A 15,859-nucleotide genomic window follows, 5' to 3' on the forward strand; every position below is an offset into this window, starting at 1 on the left:
CAATCCCATCACTGCAGCGCCGCCGTCAGCAGGGAAAGCGCCAGCGGCATGGTGAGCATGGCCATCAGCGTTTGCGCGCTGATGATGCCCGCCATTAGTGGCGCATCGCCGCCAAGCTGGCGCGCCAGGATATAGGAGGCTGTCGCAGTCGGCAGGCAGCCAAGTATGGCGAACACTGCGACATTGAGCGGCGGTAGCTGCAACGCCAACGCGCTGCCGACGAATATGAGCGGGAACAAACCCAGTTTGAAAGCGCTGCTGATCATGAGCGAGCTGCCGGCGCCTTTCAGGTTACGCAAGTCCAGAGCCGCGCCAACGCACAGCAAGCCCAATGGTAGCGCCATATTACCCACCAGCTTTAATACTTGGTTGACGGCGTCAGGAAAACCAATCCCCAGGCTGTTGAAGGTCAGTCCCGCCAGACTTCCCAGTATCAGTGGATTGGTGACGATTGCTTTGCCCACGCCGCGCCAGCCGGGCGCTGACTGCTCCACATAAAGCGCGAAGGCTCCAATGCACAGCACATTGATCAGTGGGATCATAATGGACATGGATAACGCCGCCAGCGCCAGCCCCTGATCGCCCTGCAACGCCTGCACGGCGGCCAATCCCACATAGGAATTGAAGCGTACGGCGCCTTGATAAACGGACGTGAAACGAGAGCCTGACCAACGCCGCCAGTGTTGTATCGCCAGCATCAAGGCAGATGCGATGACAAACGCCAATAGAATCGCCAGGAATAAACGATCCAGCATCAGCCCGTCCCGTTTGGCGTAGGTGAGCTTATCCACCAGCATCATGGGAAACAGGAAGTAGTAAAGAAACTTTTCCGCCGGCGGCCAGAAGCTGTCGCCGGGAAAGTTAAGGCGGCGCATGCCGTACCCGATGAGGATAAGTATAAAGACGGGAATGAGGGCGGCGCTGACCTGCATAGTTAGGCGTCCGTTAGCGTGTCGAAAATGAATATTGTCGGAGCTGTCCGCCCTGTTGATCTATACGCAGTAATGGCTAATCGGCGGAATCAGTCGATACCTAATATTTTGTGGAGCTGCACGCTCAAGCGCCATTTTGGATAACGCATACAGAAATCCATCGCCAGCTTGGTATTGTGAATCTTGCGCTCATCTTCGCCCTCTAACGCCAACGGGTTGGCCATGGGAGACAGATAATAGCGGCCGGCGCAAATATCATCGAAGCGTTCCGGCGGCGCTTCCGGTTGCGGGTAGACCAGCTTGAGCTCGTCGCACTCTTTTATTACTACTTCCGCACGGCCTTTGGGACTCAAGCATAGCCAGTCGATGCCGGCGGGAGCGGGCAGGGTGCCGTTGGTTTCCACTGCGACTTCGAAGCCCTTGGCGTGGAATGCCTCAATCAGCGGCTCATCCAGTTGCAACAGAGGTTCGCCGCCAGTGCAGACGACAAAGCGCTCGCCTTCTTCCTGCGGCCAGAATGACAGAATGCGTTCCGCCAGTTCCTCCGCTGTCGCGAACTTGCCGCCATTCTGACCGTCCACGCCGACAAAATCCGTATCACAGAAGTTGCAGACAGCGCTGGCGCGGTCCTTTTCACGTCCTGTCCACAGGTTACATTTGCTGAAGCGGCAGAACACGGCGGGGCGCCCTTGGTGCGCCCCTTCCCCTTGCAGGGTGTAGAAAATTTCTTTTACCCGGTACATACAGACTCATACGCTACGGGATCAACCGCGTCATTCTTTTCAAAGGCTTCCAGACGTTCGACGCAGGAGCCGCACTTACCGCAGGCTTTTTCACGGCCGTTGTAACACGTCCAGGTTTGTCCGTAATCCAGGCCCAACGCCAGACCTCTGCGCAAAATTTCAATTTTCGTTTCGTATAAATACGGGGCGCGGACTTCAACCGGCTCGTAGTTGGCCAGTTTGGACGCTTCACTCATGATTTCCACGAACGCCGGACGGCAGTCCGGGTAGATGGCGTGGTCGCCGCCATGGGCGCCGTAATAGACGGCTTCGGCTTTGAGTGAGACGGCATAGCCAATCGCCAGAGACAACAGAATCATATTGCGATTAGGCACTACGGTGGACTTCATGTTCTCTTCTTCATAGTGCCCTTCCGGCACTTGAATATCGTCAGTCAGAGAAGAGCCGGCCAGCAACGAATTGATGGCGGTGATGTCGATGATCTTATGGGCGACGTTCAGGCTTTCGCATACCTGCCTGGCGCATTCCAGCTCTTTGCTGTGTCGCTGTCCATAATTGAAGGAGAGGGCGAAAACTTCTTTGCCTTCCGCCACTAACTCGTTGAGAAGAGTGAATGAGTCCATACCGCCGGAGAAGATGGCGACGGCGCGATTTGGAATAAGGGACGTATCAGACTGATTCATTGCCTACCGCTTGTGAGAGAACAAAAGCGCATTATACCGCGGGCTATAGTGGCTGTCGTCCGTTCATGCCCTGATCCGGACGTTGGAAAAGCGGCAATTTGGGGAAAATCTGCTATACAGAAAAGAAGGGGCGGCGTCCCGTGATGCGCCGCGCCTTGGCGTCGTTTCATCGCGATCTCCGCTCCCGGGCGAGAGAAGTACCAAGGGGGAACGCATATGAGTCCGGTTCAGCTAGCCCTGTTGGGTCAGATCTTTGCAGTCGTACTCTGCCTGATCGCCGCTCTGGCGATGCTTGGATTGGGCGCGGAAAAGATGCGCCGTCAACCGATCAAAATCAAAACGGAAGAAAAGCGGCGTGGCCGTCAGGGCGGCATGTTTATCATCGGTGCATTAGTCTGGGGCGGACTGGCGTACTTGCAGACGCCAGAGCGCAGCAACTGGGAGGTGGCGGCGCAAGCGGAGGATTGGCCCAGTCTGCTCAACATGATGCCCGCCGCAGCGGCAGGCATACCTCCCGAATTCAGCGACCTCTCCACCGAAGATAATGCGTTGATGACCGCGCGAGTGGCCAGCCTGGCGGAGGAGATGCTGTTGTTCCCGGATAATCCTGATTTCGTCAGTCTACGCAACTATCTCGCCAGTGAGTTGGTGCAGTCTGAGCAATTTGACCGTTATCCCGATCCGGTGCTGATCGATCTCTCCAGCCGCGCAGACAAGGCCGCCATCAAGTACATCGCGGATGAGCGTCCTGGGATACTTACGGTCATTTACTATACCTCCGGCGCCAAAGATCAGAGTATGCTTGTCTACTGGCCTGAAGTAGCCGGCGACCAAATAATATACACGCCCATATCGGGAGCGTCGGCTAAAGCCGCAGTCATTCTGCTGGAAAAGGAACTTGCCGACGCCGGAGCGGGATAGGCGCTCCGGCGTGTTTAAGATCGACGTCCTCCACATCGGTCCGTTCGCCACAAGGCGCGTTGTAGAAGTGGCCGGTATTTGCGCCCCGTCTTGCGACAGGGGATCGTGGCGGATACGACGCCGCACAGAGGATGCCGTGAGGAGTATGTGAAAAACGAACCGAATATGTCTTTTGAGACAATGGCTTCGCAGATAGAAGCATTACAACAACCCTGCTTTATCGATTTTGAAGCATCGAGTTTGGATCTGATTTGCAGTTATCCGATTGAAGTGGGCGTTTGTCTGCCGGATGGCGCCATTCATAGTTGGCTGCTGCGTCCCGCCCCCTTGTGGACGGATTGGTCTGAAGACGCCTGCGCCATTCATGGCATCTCTCGCCAGCAATTGCAGCAGGAAGGCGTCAATGTCGTCGATGTGGCGCATGCGCTCAACGAATTGCTTCCCGAACATGTTTATTGCGACGCCTGGACCTTTGACAGCTTTTGGCTGCATCGTCTGTTCCGGGCCGCCAAGTTACAGCCCGCCTTTAAACTGGAATCCATCGCCGCACTGCTGGCTCCGCAACAGGTAAACAACTGGGCGGAGACGCGTCGTCGCGCTATTGAGACATTAGGCGTGGAAACTCACCGCGCCGCCAACGACGCGCAGATTCTCTACACAACCTGGAAAATGGTCATCGAACAAGGCTTGTGATCTGACTGCAGGCGCAAAAAAAGCGGGAGACTGCTTGCGCCTGCAGTAACCCGCTCAGGAGAGCACTTTTGTGCCTACATTAAGGAAATGCAAGAGGGTATGGAGTGCGTTGGGAGTCCAACGTTCCCGTGTCTTCTAAACCCTACAATTGACACGCTAAAAAGTATGGTTCAGCCACCCTGCTTTTACTGTAGGTGAATACCGAGGCCCTTATTTCCCTAGGCCTGGCGTTAGATTTGGCCTGTCTCAATCCCCTGTAATCCTTGCGCCAAAGCTCGTTGTGTTTGCTCTCGTAACCAGATGTGGGCGGGTTCGCGATCTGTGGATCTGTGCCAGTAGAGATAAGTCTCCAATGGGTTCAGAGTCAGGGGAAAAGGCATGACCTGCAATGGGATAGTTTGCGTTAGGCGCCGCGCAACCTGTTCCGGCGCGCACAGGATCAAATCGCTGCTGGCCGCCGTCAACGCCGCGCCGTAGAAGTGAGGGGTGCGCAGTCCCAATTTACGCTGCAGGCCGTGCCGGGATAGCTGGATGTCTTCATATCCAGGTCCATGCTCCCGAGAGGAAACCTGCACATGAGGCCAACGCAACATTTCCGCCAGATTCCATTCCCCGGCCAGGGCGGGATGGTCATTGCGCAACAGACAGGCCAAACGATCTTCAAATAGTTTCTCATGACAAATGCTGTCGTCATGGCTGATCAGCACATCCGCCGCCAGATCAATGCGGCCGCTGGCCAGATCATGCAGGATCTGCTCGCGGGGCGAGCGCAGGCAGTTAAAGACCACTTTCGGGGCGATCGCCCTGCAATTATTGATCAGCTCCGGTAACAGCAGCACATCGAACAGGTCCCGCACGCACAATCTGAAACTGGTTTCCAATTGCGCAGGGGCGAACTCCTGGCCCTGTTGCAGACCGCGTTGTAACTGATTCAGCGCCTGTCTCACCGTACCGATTAATTGATGGGCGTAAGGGGTTGGCGTCATACCACGGGAAGAGCGGATGAACAGCTCATCGCCAAGCGCTTCCCGCAGACGATTGAGAGCATGACTCACGGCTGGCTGGGTCAAATGCAACACTTCCGATGCGCGAGTGATGCCGCCTTCACTATAAATAGCTTCGAACACCACAAACAGGTTTAGGTCGATGCGGCTAATATGCATGATTTTTATATTTATCTATTTCTATTATTCATTTGTTTAATTATATGGCGGTGACTATGGTTTAGCCATTAACCCAAGCGCTTCCAGCGCAGCGGGCGAGGCGCAAAGAAGCGCTCGTCTGTAATGGCCAAACTCTGATTTTGAGGTGAGCAATGGAATTCGATCATTCACCGCGCGCTGCGGGCTACATTCAGCGAGTTCGCGATTTTATCCGCAACCGGGTCTTACCTGCGGAGCAAGAGTATTACGCCCATCTGGCCGAACCCGGACAGACCTGGACCCAACCGCCGATAATGGAAACCTTAAAAGCGGAAGCGAAGAAGGAAGGCTTGTGGAACCTGTTTCTACCGGAAGAGGAATACGGCCCCGGACTCAGCACGTTGGAATACGCGCCGCTGGCGGAGGAAATGGGATGGTCGTTTATAGCGCCTGAGGTCTTCAACTGTAATGCGCCGGACACCGGCAATATGGAGGTATTGGCGCGCTATGGCTCCCGCGAGCAGCAGGACGCCTGGCTAAAGCCTCTGCTGGCGGGAGAGATTCGCTCCGCGTTCGCAATGACGGAAAAGGACATCGCTTCTTCCGACGCCACCAATATGCAGGCGACCATTGTCGTTGAAGGGGATGAGGTGGTGGTGAATGGCCGCAAATGGTGGACGTCCAACGCCGGCCATCCCCGTTGTGAATTTTTTATCTTTATGGGCGTTACTGACCCTGACGCCGATCGTCACCAACGTCATTCGATGGTTATCGTGCCGCGCAACACCCCGGGGGTGAAGGTGAAGCGCATGCTGCCGGTGTTCGGTCAGTTGGATGAGCCATACGGTCATGGCGAAGTCCATTTCGAAAACGTGCGCGTCCCCTTAACCAATATCATCGCCGGTCCCGGACGAGGATTTGAAATCGCTCAGGGTCGATTGGGGCCGGGCCGCATTCACCACTGCATGCGCGCCATTGGCGCAGCGGAACGGGCGTTACAGCTCATGTGCGAGCGGTCATTGAGCCGCGTCGCTTTTGGTAAACCATTGGCGAAGCTGGGAGGAAACGCGGACATTATCGCTAACGCGCGTATGGATATTGAAATGGCGCGCCTGCTGACGCTGCAGGCGGCGTATAAAATTGATAAGTACGGTGTGTTTGCGGCGATGAGCGATATCTCGCAAATCAAGGTTGTAGCGCCGAGTTTGTGTCAGCGTATTGTGGATCAGGCGATTCAGATGCACGGCGGCGCCGGCGTCTCAGATGATTTTCCGCTGACGGCGTTGTTTGGCTATGCGCGAGTGCTGCGTTTGGCGGATGGACCCGACGAAGTGCATCGGGCTTTGATCGCCAAGTATGAACTTAAGAAATACCAACGATAGACCAGAGGAGGGGATATGCATCGATTTCCAGAAAAGCGCGTCGCGATAACCGGCGGCGCCAGTGGATTGGGACTGGCCACTGCCCGGCATTTTCTCAGCCGTGGGTGGAGGGTGGCCTTTGCGGATGTGCAGGACGACACCGGAAACGCCATCGTTGCATCGCTGGGTTTGCCCGAAAACCGCGCCTTTTATCAGCATGTAGACGTCACCAAGGTACGGGATATACAGGACTGGCTGCGCAAAATTGTAGAGCTGTGGGGCGGTCTGGATATCCTGGTGAATAACGCCGGCGTGGCGGCCCATGGCGGAATTGGCGAAGCGCCGCTGGAAGATTGGGAATGGGTGATCGATATCGACCTCATGGGCGTGGTGCGCGGCTGTAAAGAATTCGCGCCATTGTTCAAACGGCAACGCTCTGGCCAGATCGTTAATATCGCTTCTATGGCGGGACTGGTGCATGCCCCTGAGATGGGCTCCTATAACGCCGCCAAAGCCGGCGTCGTGGCGCTCTCGGAAACTCTGGTGGGTGAATTGTCTCCCTTTGGCGTTGGCGTAAATGTCGTCTGTCCCGGCTTCTTTTCGACTGGGCTGGCGGGTACGGCGCGCTCTCCTAACCCCAAACTCAAAGAAACCATGGAAAAGCTGTTCGCAGGCTCCAAGCTGAGCGCGGCGGATGTGGCGAAACGTTTATATGAGGGGGTGGAGAAGCAGCATTTCTACATTTTGCCTCACGCCAATTACCGGCTGTTGTGGTGGTTGAAAAGATATGCGCCCGGAGTCTATTTGCGAAGCATGAAGACCTTGGGGCGTCGTCTTTTGGCGAAGCGGCAGGACTGCGATGACAGCGTGGAAACGACGGAAAAGGGGCGAGCGGTAGGATGAGTGCAATGACATTTGCTGATAGCGCGGGTGCGGTTCGCGCCGGTGAAGAACTTAACGCAGCGGCGATAGACGCCTTTCTCAAGCAACATATGAAGGGGTTGTCTGGCGAACTGCGGATTCAGCAGTTCCCGGGCGGCGCCTCTAATCTGACTTACTTGCTGCAGTATCCCGATCAAGAGTTTGTGTTGCGCCGCCCGCCATTCGGGCGCAAGGCCAAGTCCGCTCACGATATGGGCCGGGAATATCGGGTGATGCAGGGCTTGCGAGGGATATATCCCTACGTCCCAGCGATGGTGGCGTTTTGTGAGGACGAGAGCGTTATCGGCGGCGAATTCTACATAATGGAGCGCCTCAAAGGCGTCATTCTGCGTGGCGATCCGCCAGCGGGAATGCCGTTCAGTGAAGCGGATCAGCGCGCACTGTGTCGTAACATGGTGGATCGACTGGTCGAGCTGCATCAGGCGGACTGGGAGAGTACGCCCCTGAAAGATTTATTGAAGGAAGGCGATTACGTCGAGAGGCAGATTGATGGCTGGTGTGATCGCTATCGACACTCCAAGACGGAGGACGCGCCGGATTTTGAAGAAGTGATGGCCTGGCTGCAGCAGCACAAGCCGAAACAGATACGACAATGCCTGGTGCATAACGACTATCGCTTTGACAATCTGGTTTTGGACGCCGATAACCTGATGAACATTATCGGCGTGCTGGACTGGGAAATGGCGACCATTGGCGATCCGCTGATGGACCTGGGCAACAGCCTGGCGTATTGGGTGCAACGGGATGACCCGGCTCCCTTGCATATGATGCGGCGCCAACCCACGCATTTGCCGGGGATGATGAGTCGTGCGGAAATTGTCGACTATTACCTGCAGCGAGCCGATCTGAGTATTCCCAGCTTTGATTTTTATGAGGTGTACGGCATGTTCCGATTGGTCGTCATCATTCAGCAGATCTATTACCGCTTCTACCACGGACAGACACAGGACAAGCGTTTCGCCAGCTTTATACAGGCCGTGCAATATCTGGACGGCTATTTGCGAGACAAGATTCATGCGTCTTCTCTGTCCTGATTTGGCTTACATGGTCATGCACGGTTTTGTACACGACTGTACAGGCGAGATTGGTTGATGGGCGCGGTCTATTTAATTCGCCATGGACAAGCCAGTTTCGGTGATAACGATTACGACAAATTGTCTGAGCTGGGACGCGTTCAGGCGCAGAGGCTGGGGACTTATCTGGCCGAAAAAGGTTTGCGTCTGGATGCATGGCGAAGCGGTTTGCTGAATCGTCAGATAGACACCGCCTCCATTGCGCTCAACGAGATGGGCGCAGAGGCGGAAGTCGTTCGCAGCCATGGCTTCAATGAGTTCGACCATGTCGCTGTATTGGCCAAAGTGCTGCCTGAACTGGCGCAACGGGATGCGGATGCTGCGGCCTTTGTGAGCGGAAATATCGACCGTCGGCGCAGTTTTCAGAAAGTGTTTGAAAAGGTGATTGCCGCCTGGCTGGAAAGAGACTCATGGGAGGGCATGGATTCCTGGTCGACATTCAGCGACAGGGCCGCTCAGACATTTGAATCCACACTGGAGGAAGTCGGCGGCGGCCGCAATATCGCCATCGTGACTTCTGGCGGCGTTATTACCGCGATACTGCAGAAAGTGCTTGGCCTGCCTTCACCCGCGGCGTTCAGTATGAACTGGTTCATTGTGAACGCCTCCATCACCAAAATCATGTACAGCGGCGGCGGGCGTCGCTCGCTGGCTTATTTCAATAATTACAGTTACTTGCAGTGCGGCAGGGATCGCAGTTATGTCACCTGGCGCTGAACTGACGCAAATATTAAGGGCCTTATTATGCAAAAAGACTTATTTCAACTGACGGGACAGATTGCGCTGGTCACTGGCGCCAGCCGCGGGATCGGCGAATCCATCGCCAGGACATTGGCGCAGTATGGAGCGCATGTCATTGTGTCCAGTCGCAAAATAGAAGGCTGTGAATCCGTGGCGCAGTCGATTCGCGATGCAGGCGGCTCCGCTGAGGCTATCGCCTGTCATATTGGTGAGATGGAGCAAATATCCTCACTGTTCGAGCAGATAAAAGAAAAGCACGGCAAGTTGGATATCCTGATTAATAACGCGGCCACCAATCCTTATTTCGGACATGTGCTGGAAACGGATCTGGGCGTATTTCAAAAGACCGTTGATGTGAACATCCGTGGTTACTTCTTTATGTCCGTGGAAGCCGGCAAACTCATGCGCGCGCAGAAGAGCGGCAAGATTGTGAACGTGGCGTCGGTCAATGGCGTCATTCCCGGACACTTTCAGGGCATCTATTCCATCACCAAAGCCGCGGTGATCAGCATGACCAAAACATTCGCCAAGGAGTGCGCGGGCCTGGGGATTCGAGTGAATGCGCTGCTGCCGGGGGGCACAGACACCAAATTCGCATCAGCGCTCACGCAGAATGAAGCAATACTTAAACAGTTGCTGCAGCATGTGCCGATGAATCGTATCGCAGAGCCGACGGAAATGGCGGGCGCCGTGCTGTATCTGGTGAGCGACGCAGCTTCTTATACGACAGGTTCTGTGCTGGCGGTGGACGGCGGCTATCTGATTTCGTGAACCGCATGGGACGCAACGCCAAGTCGCTGCGTCCCATGGATTGCCGACTCAGGATTCAGGCGGTTGTGTCTGAATGAAGGAGTCGCGCTTGAACAAACGATCCACATAGTCCGCAAGGTGCGGATGGTTATTGCGCCAACCTGAATCGCCGAAACGGAAATCATACCAGCCCACTACGCTGCCAATGGCGATGTCCGCCAGCGTAAGGTGGTCTTCAAATACCCAATGCTTACCGACAGTGGCCTTTTCCAGGGCGGCCAAGCCGCGCTCTACTTTCTGCTCCTGACGGGCGATCCATTCCGGGCCTTGGCGTTCCGATGGGCGTTTTTTCTCCAGAAAGATGGCGATGGCCGCTTCGCAAACGCCGTCCGCCAGCGCTTCCAACTGGCGTACTCTGACTGCGTCGATCGACTTGATTGGAACCAGACGATGACGGGTTTCCAGGGTCTCGATATATTCGGCGATAACCGGCGAATCAAACCAGATCTCGCCATGCTCGTCGATTAATACGGGAACTTTGCCCAATGGATTGAATTTAGGTACGGATGTATCCGCATTCCAGGGAATCTCTTCCAGCAGGGAAAACGGAAGCCCCTTTTCCAATAACTGTATGCGGATCTTCCTGACAAAAGGACTGGTAAGTGAGCCGATGAGCTGCATATGATTTCTCCGTTAACAACTCCCTATCGTTGAGGTCTTCTATAGTCAATAACTTAGACTGTAGACGTCAACTGTTTTCGTTCACTGTAAAAAATACTGACGCTGAAACGAAAAACGCCGGCGGGCGCCGGCGTTTGCGTGTAAATAATCTACGTTCTGCTTAGGCTTGGCGGCGGCGGAATACCAACAACCCGGCTAAAGCAACACCGAACAGCGCAAGCGTTTCTGGCTCTGGCACTTCCCGGCGATTGTAGCTACCGTCATGAGAGAACGGAGCGAATGCCACTATCGGCTTTTTCAGGTCGAAGTCGAATGCATACAGGTCAAAGTGCAGGCCAGTTCCTGTAAAGCCGGAAACGTCGAAGTCAAAGGCGTTGTAGTACAGGTAGTCGCCTGATCCGCCGTACAGTGCGAATCCATCGGGATCGTCCTGCACGTTGTAAGGCGTGGCTTTATTACCGGTGTCGAAGGAGAAGTCGACTTCGTAGTAATAAGTGTCGTAAATACCGTGACCTGGCAGGTCAGCGCTGCTGCTGGCTACCTCTACAGGAGGAGTGCCGTAAGTCATATCATCGGTAATATCAATGGTGATGCCATTGACGACAATGCTGCCTAAGTCAGTCGGCGTCGACAGTTTGGGCGTGACGGCGATGCTAAGGCGGAAATCAAATAAACCAGCGTCAACGATACCTGTATCGGCTAAGGCATAAAGTGTAAAGGCGGTGGCGCTGGTTACCGAATCCTCGGAGGCCATGTCATAGGTTCCATCTTCAATTCCAATTTGCAGCGCCGGAAGAGCGAATGCTCCGGTAGAGGCGAGCATGGCAGATGAAAAGACAAACGCTTTGAGTGAGGTTGTTGTTTGTTTCATGACTCTTGAGCCTGTACTGCGAGTGTGGTTAATGACAGGGTGGACTACATCAGAAAACAGGCAATTACCTCGCCATACTAAAAGTTAATGAACATGGACAGGCACTTGGCGAGTTACGTGATGTTACAAAGAAATTGTAAATGTAAATTTTTGTGACACATGTCGAAAATTGAATGGCGTTAATTTGACAGGGCCTTATCCATAAAGCTCAGGAATACAAGGGCGTGGGGGATGAACTTATCGCAAGGTTCACTGTAAATTGCTTGTTTTTGCTATGCTGAGCCCCCATCAAGCGGGAAGTTATTCCAAACACGACACTTTTTCTCAATCTTGTAAGAGTTAGGCGGAGATCATGGAGCGTTTTATTGAAAATTTGATGTATTCAGCGCGCTGGATACTTGCCCCGATTTATTTGGGCTTAAGCTTGGCCCTGTTAGCGTTGGGCGTGAAGTTCTTCCAGGAGATCTTCCATGTAATGCCGGTGATCTTCTCCATGAAAGAAGCGGACTTGGTGCTCGTGGTGCTGTCGCTGATTGATTTGGCTTTGGTTGGCGGCTTGCTCGTAATGGTGATGTTCAGCGGCTATGAAAACTTTGTCTCACAGTTGGATATCGCCGAAGGGCAGGAAAAACTGAGTTGGCTGGGTAAAGTGGATTCCGGCACGCTGAAAAACAAAGTGGCGGCGTCTATTGTCGCTATTTCTTCTATTCATCTGCTAAAAATATTCATGAATGCGGAGAATGTGGAGGAGACCTATTTGCTTTGGTACGTGATCATCCACATGACTTTTGTGGTGTCCGCGTTCTGCATGGGATATCTGGACAAGATCACCCGCAAGGAACACTAACGCTCATCGCGGCCGGGCGCAGATGCCTACGAGCTAAGCGAAATACGTTTATGCCGGATAAAGCCGGGGCCTTTGAGCCCCGGTTTTTCGTTGGCGTCTCAGTGCAGCTTGAGACGTGGTCGAATGATCTTATTGATGCGCGCGGAAAACATGATCAGCGCGGTTTTGATGTAGCCATGCAAAGCGATTTGATGCAGGCGATACAGGGAAATGTAGACGAAGCGCGCGATGCGTCCCTCGATCATCATGGACTTGCCGGTCAGATTCCCCATCAAATTACCGACGGTGGAGTAGCGGCTTAGCGACACCAGTGAACCGTGATCCTTATAGATATAGGATTTTACCGGCTTGTTGGCCAACAGGTGACGCAGGTTAACGTAAACATGGCTGGCCATCTGGTGAGCGGACTGCGCCCGTGGCGGTACTTTGGAACCGTCAGGCTGGGGACAGCTGGCGCAGTCGCCGATAGCGAAAATGCGGTCGTCTTTGGTTGACTGCAGGCTGGGTAACACCTCGACCTGATTGTTGCGGGTGGTTTCCAGTCCATCGATGCCCTGGAGGAAATCCGGGGCTTTGACGCCCGCCGCCCAAACGCGCATGTCTGCGGTGATGAATTCGCCGTCGCCGGTTTCGAAGCCCTTATCCGTAACCTTGGTGACTTTGGTGTTGGTCTTGATGGCTATGTTCAGCTTGCCCAGTTCTTCGACTACTGCGTTGGAGATGCGCGTAGGCAAGGCGGGCAAGACTCTGGGACCGGCTTCGATGATGGTCACTTTCAGGTTTTGGGGGCCTAACTTCAGACCATAAGCGCCCAGCAGCGCAGTGGTGTTGTGCAGCTCCGCGGCCAGTTCCACGCCTGTGGCGCCGGCGCCGACGATGCCTATCTCCAATACTACCGGCTTACCTTCCGACGCCTGACTGCTGAGGCGCAGGTACGTGTTGATGAGGTTCTTGTGGAACAGGTCGGCTTGTTTGCGGCTGTCGAGGAACGCGCAGTACTCGGCGGCTCCTGGCGTGCCGAAGTCATTGGTCTGGCTGCCGAGGGCCAGCACCAGATAATCATAAGCGAGCGTGCGTTCTGGACTGATTTCATCGCCCCTTGCGTCATGCATGGGCGCCAGGCTTATCGTGCGCGCCTGGCGATCCAGACTGTGCATTTTGCCGAGGTGGAAGGTGAAGCCGTGGAAGAAAGCGTGGGAACGGTAGCTGATTTCGTCGATGCCGGAATCCATGGAGCCAGTGGCGACTTCATGTAGTAACGGCTTCCATAAGTGGGTGGGGTTGCAATCCACCAGGTGGACCTCCGCCCGTTTCTTCTTCCCGAGCGCATTGCCCAGGCGGGTGACCAGCTCCAGCCCCCCTGCGCCGCCGCCGACGACGACTATTTTAGGTATGCTCATAAAACAACTCCCCGAAATAGCTAGGGATTATAAGACGAAATACCCAGGAAATCCCGGCTACGGTAAAGAAAATCCGCTGACTTGCATATGGGGGAGTGAAGACGAAATCTGTTTTGGGCTTTCGCCCTGAGCGGCTAAAAAAGGGAGGGCCTCTTGTCCGCCTGGATCCAGCGGGCGCGCCCTCCAAAAAGCAGGCCTGTAAAACGTACGTCTCGGCGTCGGGTGAATCAGGGTCGGTCCATCACCTTCAGGAATCATGCTGAGACGTCCATTGGCGGCCGGCTTGCGTTGAATCAGCGTTGCAACCGAGAGCGGCTCTTTTGGAGCCTGTCGCCCTGAATGCGCCGGCGAAAACGGTCCGCCGCCTTGATCAGGACGCCTTAACGCTGCGTTTTCCCTCGAGTGCGGCAGTCTAGGGAGAAATGCGCCCCCCTGCATCCGTATAGGATACGGACATGGGAGGGGCGTCCTGATGGGAGCTTATTCTTGTTTTGTCCCTTGGCGGGGCGTACCGGTGGGGTTATCCGGTAGCCTGCAACGGCTGATCCTGGTGGTTCGACTGATACTCGGTGATGTAACTGCCTCCCATCAATACGAGCGGAATGTGCAGTTTGTTGCGTATCAGCAAGTCAAAGAACTTGATTTTGTTGGTGATGGAAAACTTGTTTTTGATGTTTTCCCGGTAAGTCTCCACCGTTCGTGGCGACAAACCCAGCACCTGGCTGCTTTCTTTCGCGGATAAACCGCATAGCCAGAGTCCGATGGTCTGCGCTTCTCGGATGGAAATTGGAACGCCGCTCAGCCGCGCTAGCGACGGCAGCAGATCGTCTTCCGCAGGCGCGCTGCGGTACACAGTGGGGAGGTCATTTCCTTTTGTAACCATGGTAAGCACTTTTACGTCCTATCCTTACATCCATTACTGTTTAACATGTCCCTTTTTGGCGCCGTCCTTGATCGGGAATCATTCCCTATCTGCGCCCAGCGAGTGCTCTATTGTTATCTTATGACGCTAACTGATTAAAAAATAATGATTAATTTTCATTTTGTGTTGCCGTAAAGTAATCATGTTGTATTAAAGGGAAATTTTACATGACTAGGGAACAGCTACGCATATTCGCCGCAGTGGTGAGCGAAGGCGGGTTCAGGGCGGCGGCCAAAAAATTCTACCGCAGCCAATCCGCGATAAGCAAAACCATACGCGCGCTGGAGGAGGAAATTGGCTTCCTGTTGTTCCAGCGCGACCGATACCGCCCCAAACTGACCGAAAAAGGGGAAGCCTTCTCCGGAAAAGTAAACGAACTTCTGGCGAAATTCTCCGATCTTGATTCCTATACTCGCGAACTGGCCATGGGATACGAGCCTGTCATTCGAGTCGCCGTTAATCACATCTGCCCATTGGAGAAAGTGTTGCCGTCTCTGCGCGAATGCGCCGCGCGCTACGCCAATACCCAGGTGGATTTCTACATTGAAACCCTGGAAGGCGCCATGCAGCGTCTACAGGATAACCACGCGGACATCGCCATTACCTATCAGGAGCGCGTGCATGCCTCTCTGGAAGCTGCACCGTTCAGCCAGATTGTCTTGAAAGTCGTGGCCACGCCGGATTATCTCGCCAACCTGTTGCGCTGCGACAATGGCGAGCCAGATCTCTGCCGAAGCACCCAGATAGTCGTGGAGGACAGCGCCATCAAGCGCCTTGATGAGCGCTATCTGCTGGTGGATAACGGCGGTAAATGGGCGGTCAACGACCACAATCTGAAAAAACGCATGATCCTGGCCGGTTTGGGCTGGGGGCGCCTGCCTTTGCATGAAATCAAAGAAGAGCTGGCCCAGGGCGAGCTGTTGCCGGTGCCTCATATTCCGTGTGACGCCACTGAAAAAGTCGATCTTTATGTGTTGCGCAAATTAGAGAAGCCCCATGGACCCGCTGTGCGCTTCTTATGGGAAAGTCTCACCCGGGCGACGCAAAAAGTTGGCGCGGCCGAGCCGGTCGCGGCAATTTGAGGGAAATATGCCGGTAATGTCGGGGAAAGTATAAGCATCTTCCCTGATAACCGTAATAATCGCGGATACTGACCT

General features: G+C 54.5%; 17 protein-coding genes. 9 read left to right on the forward strand and 8 right to left on the reverse strand.

Features of this window, described 5'->3' with window-relative positions:
• Window positions 1-8 precede the first annotated feature (8 nt).
• The 3 genes from KP814_RS07030 to queC all read right to left on the reverse strand — a co-directional run bounded on the left by KP814_RS07030 (window position 9) and on the right by queC (window position 2,358).
• Window positions 9-932, reverse strand: coding sequence for an AEC family transporter (locus KP814_RS07030; protein ID WP_216736089.1), 924 nt, complete (start codon window positions 930-932; stop codon window positions 9-11).
• Window positions 933-1,021: 89 nt separating this feature from the next.
• Window positions 1,022-1,675, reverse strand: coding sequence for a 7-carboxy-7-deazaguanine synthase (gene queE, locus KP814_RS07035; RefSeq protein ID WP_216736090.1), 654 nt, complete (start codon window positions 1,673-1,675; stop codon window positions 1,022-1,024).
• On the reverse strand, window positions 1,663-2,358 hold the full coding sequence (gene queC, locus KP814_RS07040; protein ID WP_216736091.1) for a 7-cyano-7-deazaguanine synthase QueC: 696 nt from the start codon (window positions 2,356-2,358) through the stop codon (window positions 1,663-1,665). The genes queE and queC overlap by 13 nt, the downstream gene beginning before the upstream one ends.
• Window positions 2,359-2,574: 216 nt before the next feature.
• Here queC and KP814_RS07045 point away from each other — a divergent pair, with 216 nt between their 5' ends.
• Both KP814_RS07045 and KP814_RS07050 read left to right on the forward strand, forming a co-directional pair.
• Window positions 2,575-3,279 carry a hypothetical protein gene (locus KP814_RS07045; RefSeq protein ID WP_216736092.1) on the forward strand — a complete coding sequence of 235 codons (705 nt, stop codon included), beginning with the start codon at window positions 2,575-2,577 and terminating at the stop codon, window positions 3,277-3,279.
• Window positions 3,280-3,444: 165 nt separating this feature from the next.
• Window positions 3,445-3,972, forward strand: coding sequence for a hypothetical protein (locus tag KP814_RS07050; protein WP_253938219.1), 528 nt, complete (start codon window positions 3,445-3,447; stop codon window positions 3,970-3,972).
• 230 nt (window positions 3,973-4,202) lie between these two features.
• Here KP814_RS07050 and KP814_RS07055 read toward each other — a convergent pair whose 3' ends face one another.
• On the reverse strand, window positions 4,203-5,135 hold the full coding sequence (locus KP814_RS07055; protein ID WP_216736093.1) for a LysR family transcriptional regulator: 933 nt from the start codon (window positions 5,133-5,135) through the stop codon (window positions 4,203-4,205).
• Between the two features lie 152 nt (window positions 5,136-5,287).
• On the opposite strand from KP814_RS07055, the gene KP814_RS07060 reads away from it, so the two are divergent.
• The 5 genes from KP814_RS07060 to KP814_RS07080 are packed head-to-tail and all read left to right on the forward strand — an operon-like array spanning window position 5,288 to window position 10,002.
• Window positions 5,288-6,496 (forward strand): acyl-CoA dehydrogenase family protein, encoded by a 1,209-nt coding sequence (locus KP814_RS07060; protein ID WP_216736094.1) that lies wholly within the window; start codon window positions 5,288-5,290, stop codon window positions 6,494-6,496.
• A 15-nt stretch (window positions 6,497-6,511) separates the two neighbouring features.
• Complete coding sequence (locus tag KP814_RS07065; RefSeq protein ID WP_216736095.1) at window positions 6,512-7,378, forward strand: SDR family oxidoreductase; 867 nt, start codon at window positions 6,512-6,514, stop codon at window positions 7,376-7,378.
• A gap of 5 nt (window positions 7,379-7,383) precedes the next feature.
• Window positions 7,384-8,451: a phosphotransferase family protein gene (locus tag KP814_RS07070; RefSeq protein WP_253938220.1), complete on the forward strand. Its 1,068-nt coding sequence runs from the start codon at window positions 7,384-7,386 to the stop codon at window positions 8,449-8,451.
• Window positions 8,452-8,508: 57 nt separating this feature from the next.
• Window positions 8,509-9,207, forward strand: coding sequence for a histidine phosphatase family protein (locus KP814_RS07075; RefSeq protein WP_216736097.1), 699 nt, complete (start codon window positions 8,509-8,511; stop codon window positions 9,205-9,207).
• A gap of 27 nt (window positions 9,208-9,234) precedes the next feature.
• The gene (locus tag KP814_RS07080; protein ID WP_216736098.1) at window positions 9,235-10,002 is read left to right on the forward strand and encodes an SDR family oxidoreductase; all 768 of its coding nucleotides are present in this window, start codon (window positions 9,235-9,237) and stop codon (window positions 10,000-10,002) included.
• Window positions 10,003-10,050: 48 nt separating this feature from the next.
• Here the strand turns inward: KP814_RS07080 and KP814_RS07085 are convergent, their stop codons facing one another.
• Both KP814_RS07085 and KP814_RS07090 read right to left on the reverse strand, forming a co-directional pair.
• A complete protein-coding gene (locus KP814_RS07085; RefSeq protein ID WP_216736099.1) occupies window positions 10,051-10,662 on the reverse strand; it encodes a glutathione S-transferase in 612 nt (203 codons plus the stop codon).
• Window positions 10,663-10,822: 160 nt separating this feature from the next.
• Entirely contained in the window at window positions 10,823-11,533 is a 711-nt protein-coding gene (locus KP814_RS07090) for a choice-of-anchor N protein (RefSeq protein WP_216736100.1), read from the reverse strand.
• Window positions 11,534-11,885: 352 nt separating this feature from the next.
• On the opposite strand from KP814_RS07090, the gene KP814_RS07095 reads away from it, so the two are divergent.
• A complete protein-coding gene (locus KP814_RS07095; protein ID WP_127974045.1) occupies window positions 11,886-12,380 on the forward strand; it encodes a TIGR00645 family protein in 495 nt (164 codons plus the stop codon).
• A gap of 98 nt (window positions 12,381-12,478) precedes the next feature.
• On the opposite strand, the gene KP814_RS07100 is transcribed toward KP814_RS07095, so the two are convergent.
• Both KP814_RS07100 and KP814_RS07105 read right to left on the reverse strand, forming a co-directional pair.
• On the reverse strand, window positions 12,479-13,780 hold the full coding sequence (locus KP814_RS07100; RefSeq protein WP_216736101.1) for an NAD(P)/FAD-dependent oxidoreductase: 1,302 nt from the start codon (window positions 13,778-13,780) through the stop codon (window positions 12,479-12,481).
• A gap of 520 nt (window positions 13,781-14,300) precedes the next feature.
• A complete protein-coding gene (locus tag KP814_RS07105) occupies window positions 14,301-14,663 on the reverse strand; it encodes a LuxR C-terminal-related transcriptional regulator (RefSeq protein ID WP_127974043.1) in 363 nt (120 codons plus the stop codon).
• A gap of 206 nt (window positions 14,664-14,869) precedes the next feature.
• Between KP814_RS07105 and KP814_RS07110 the strand changes: the two genes are divergently transcribed.
• Window positions 14,870-15,784: a LysR family transcriptional regulator gene (locus KP814_RS07110; protein ID WP_216736102.1), complete on the forward strand. Its 915-nt coding sequence runs from the start codon at window positions 14,870-14,872 to the stop codon at window positions 15,782-15,784.
• Window positions 15,785-15,859: the final 75 nt, after the last annotated feature.

Source organism: Hahella sp. HN01 (assembly GCF_018986435.1).
In the GTDB taxonomy this organism is placed as follows: Bacteria; Pseudomonadota; Gammaproteobacteria; order Pseudomonadales; family Oleiphilaceae; genus Hahella.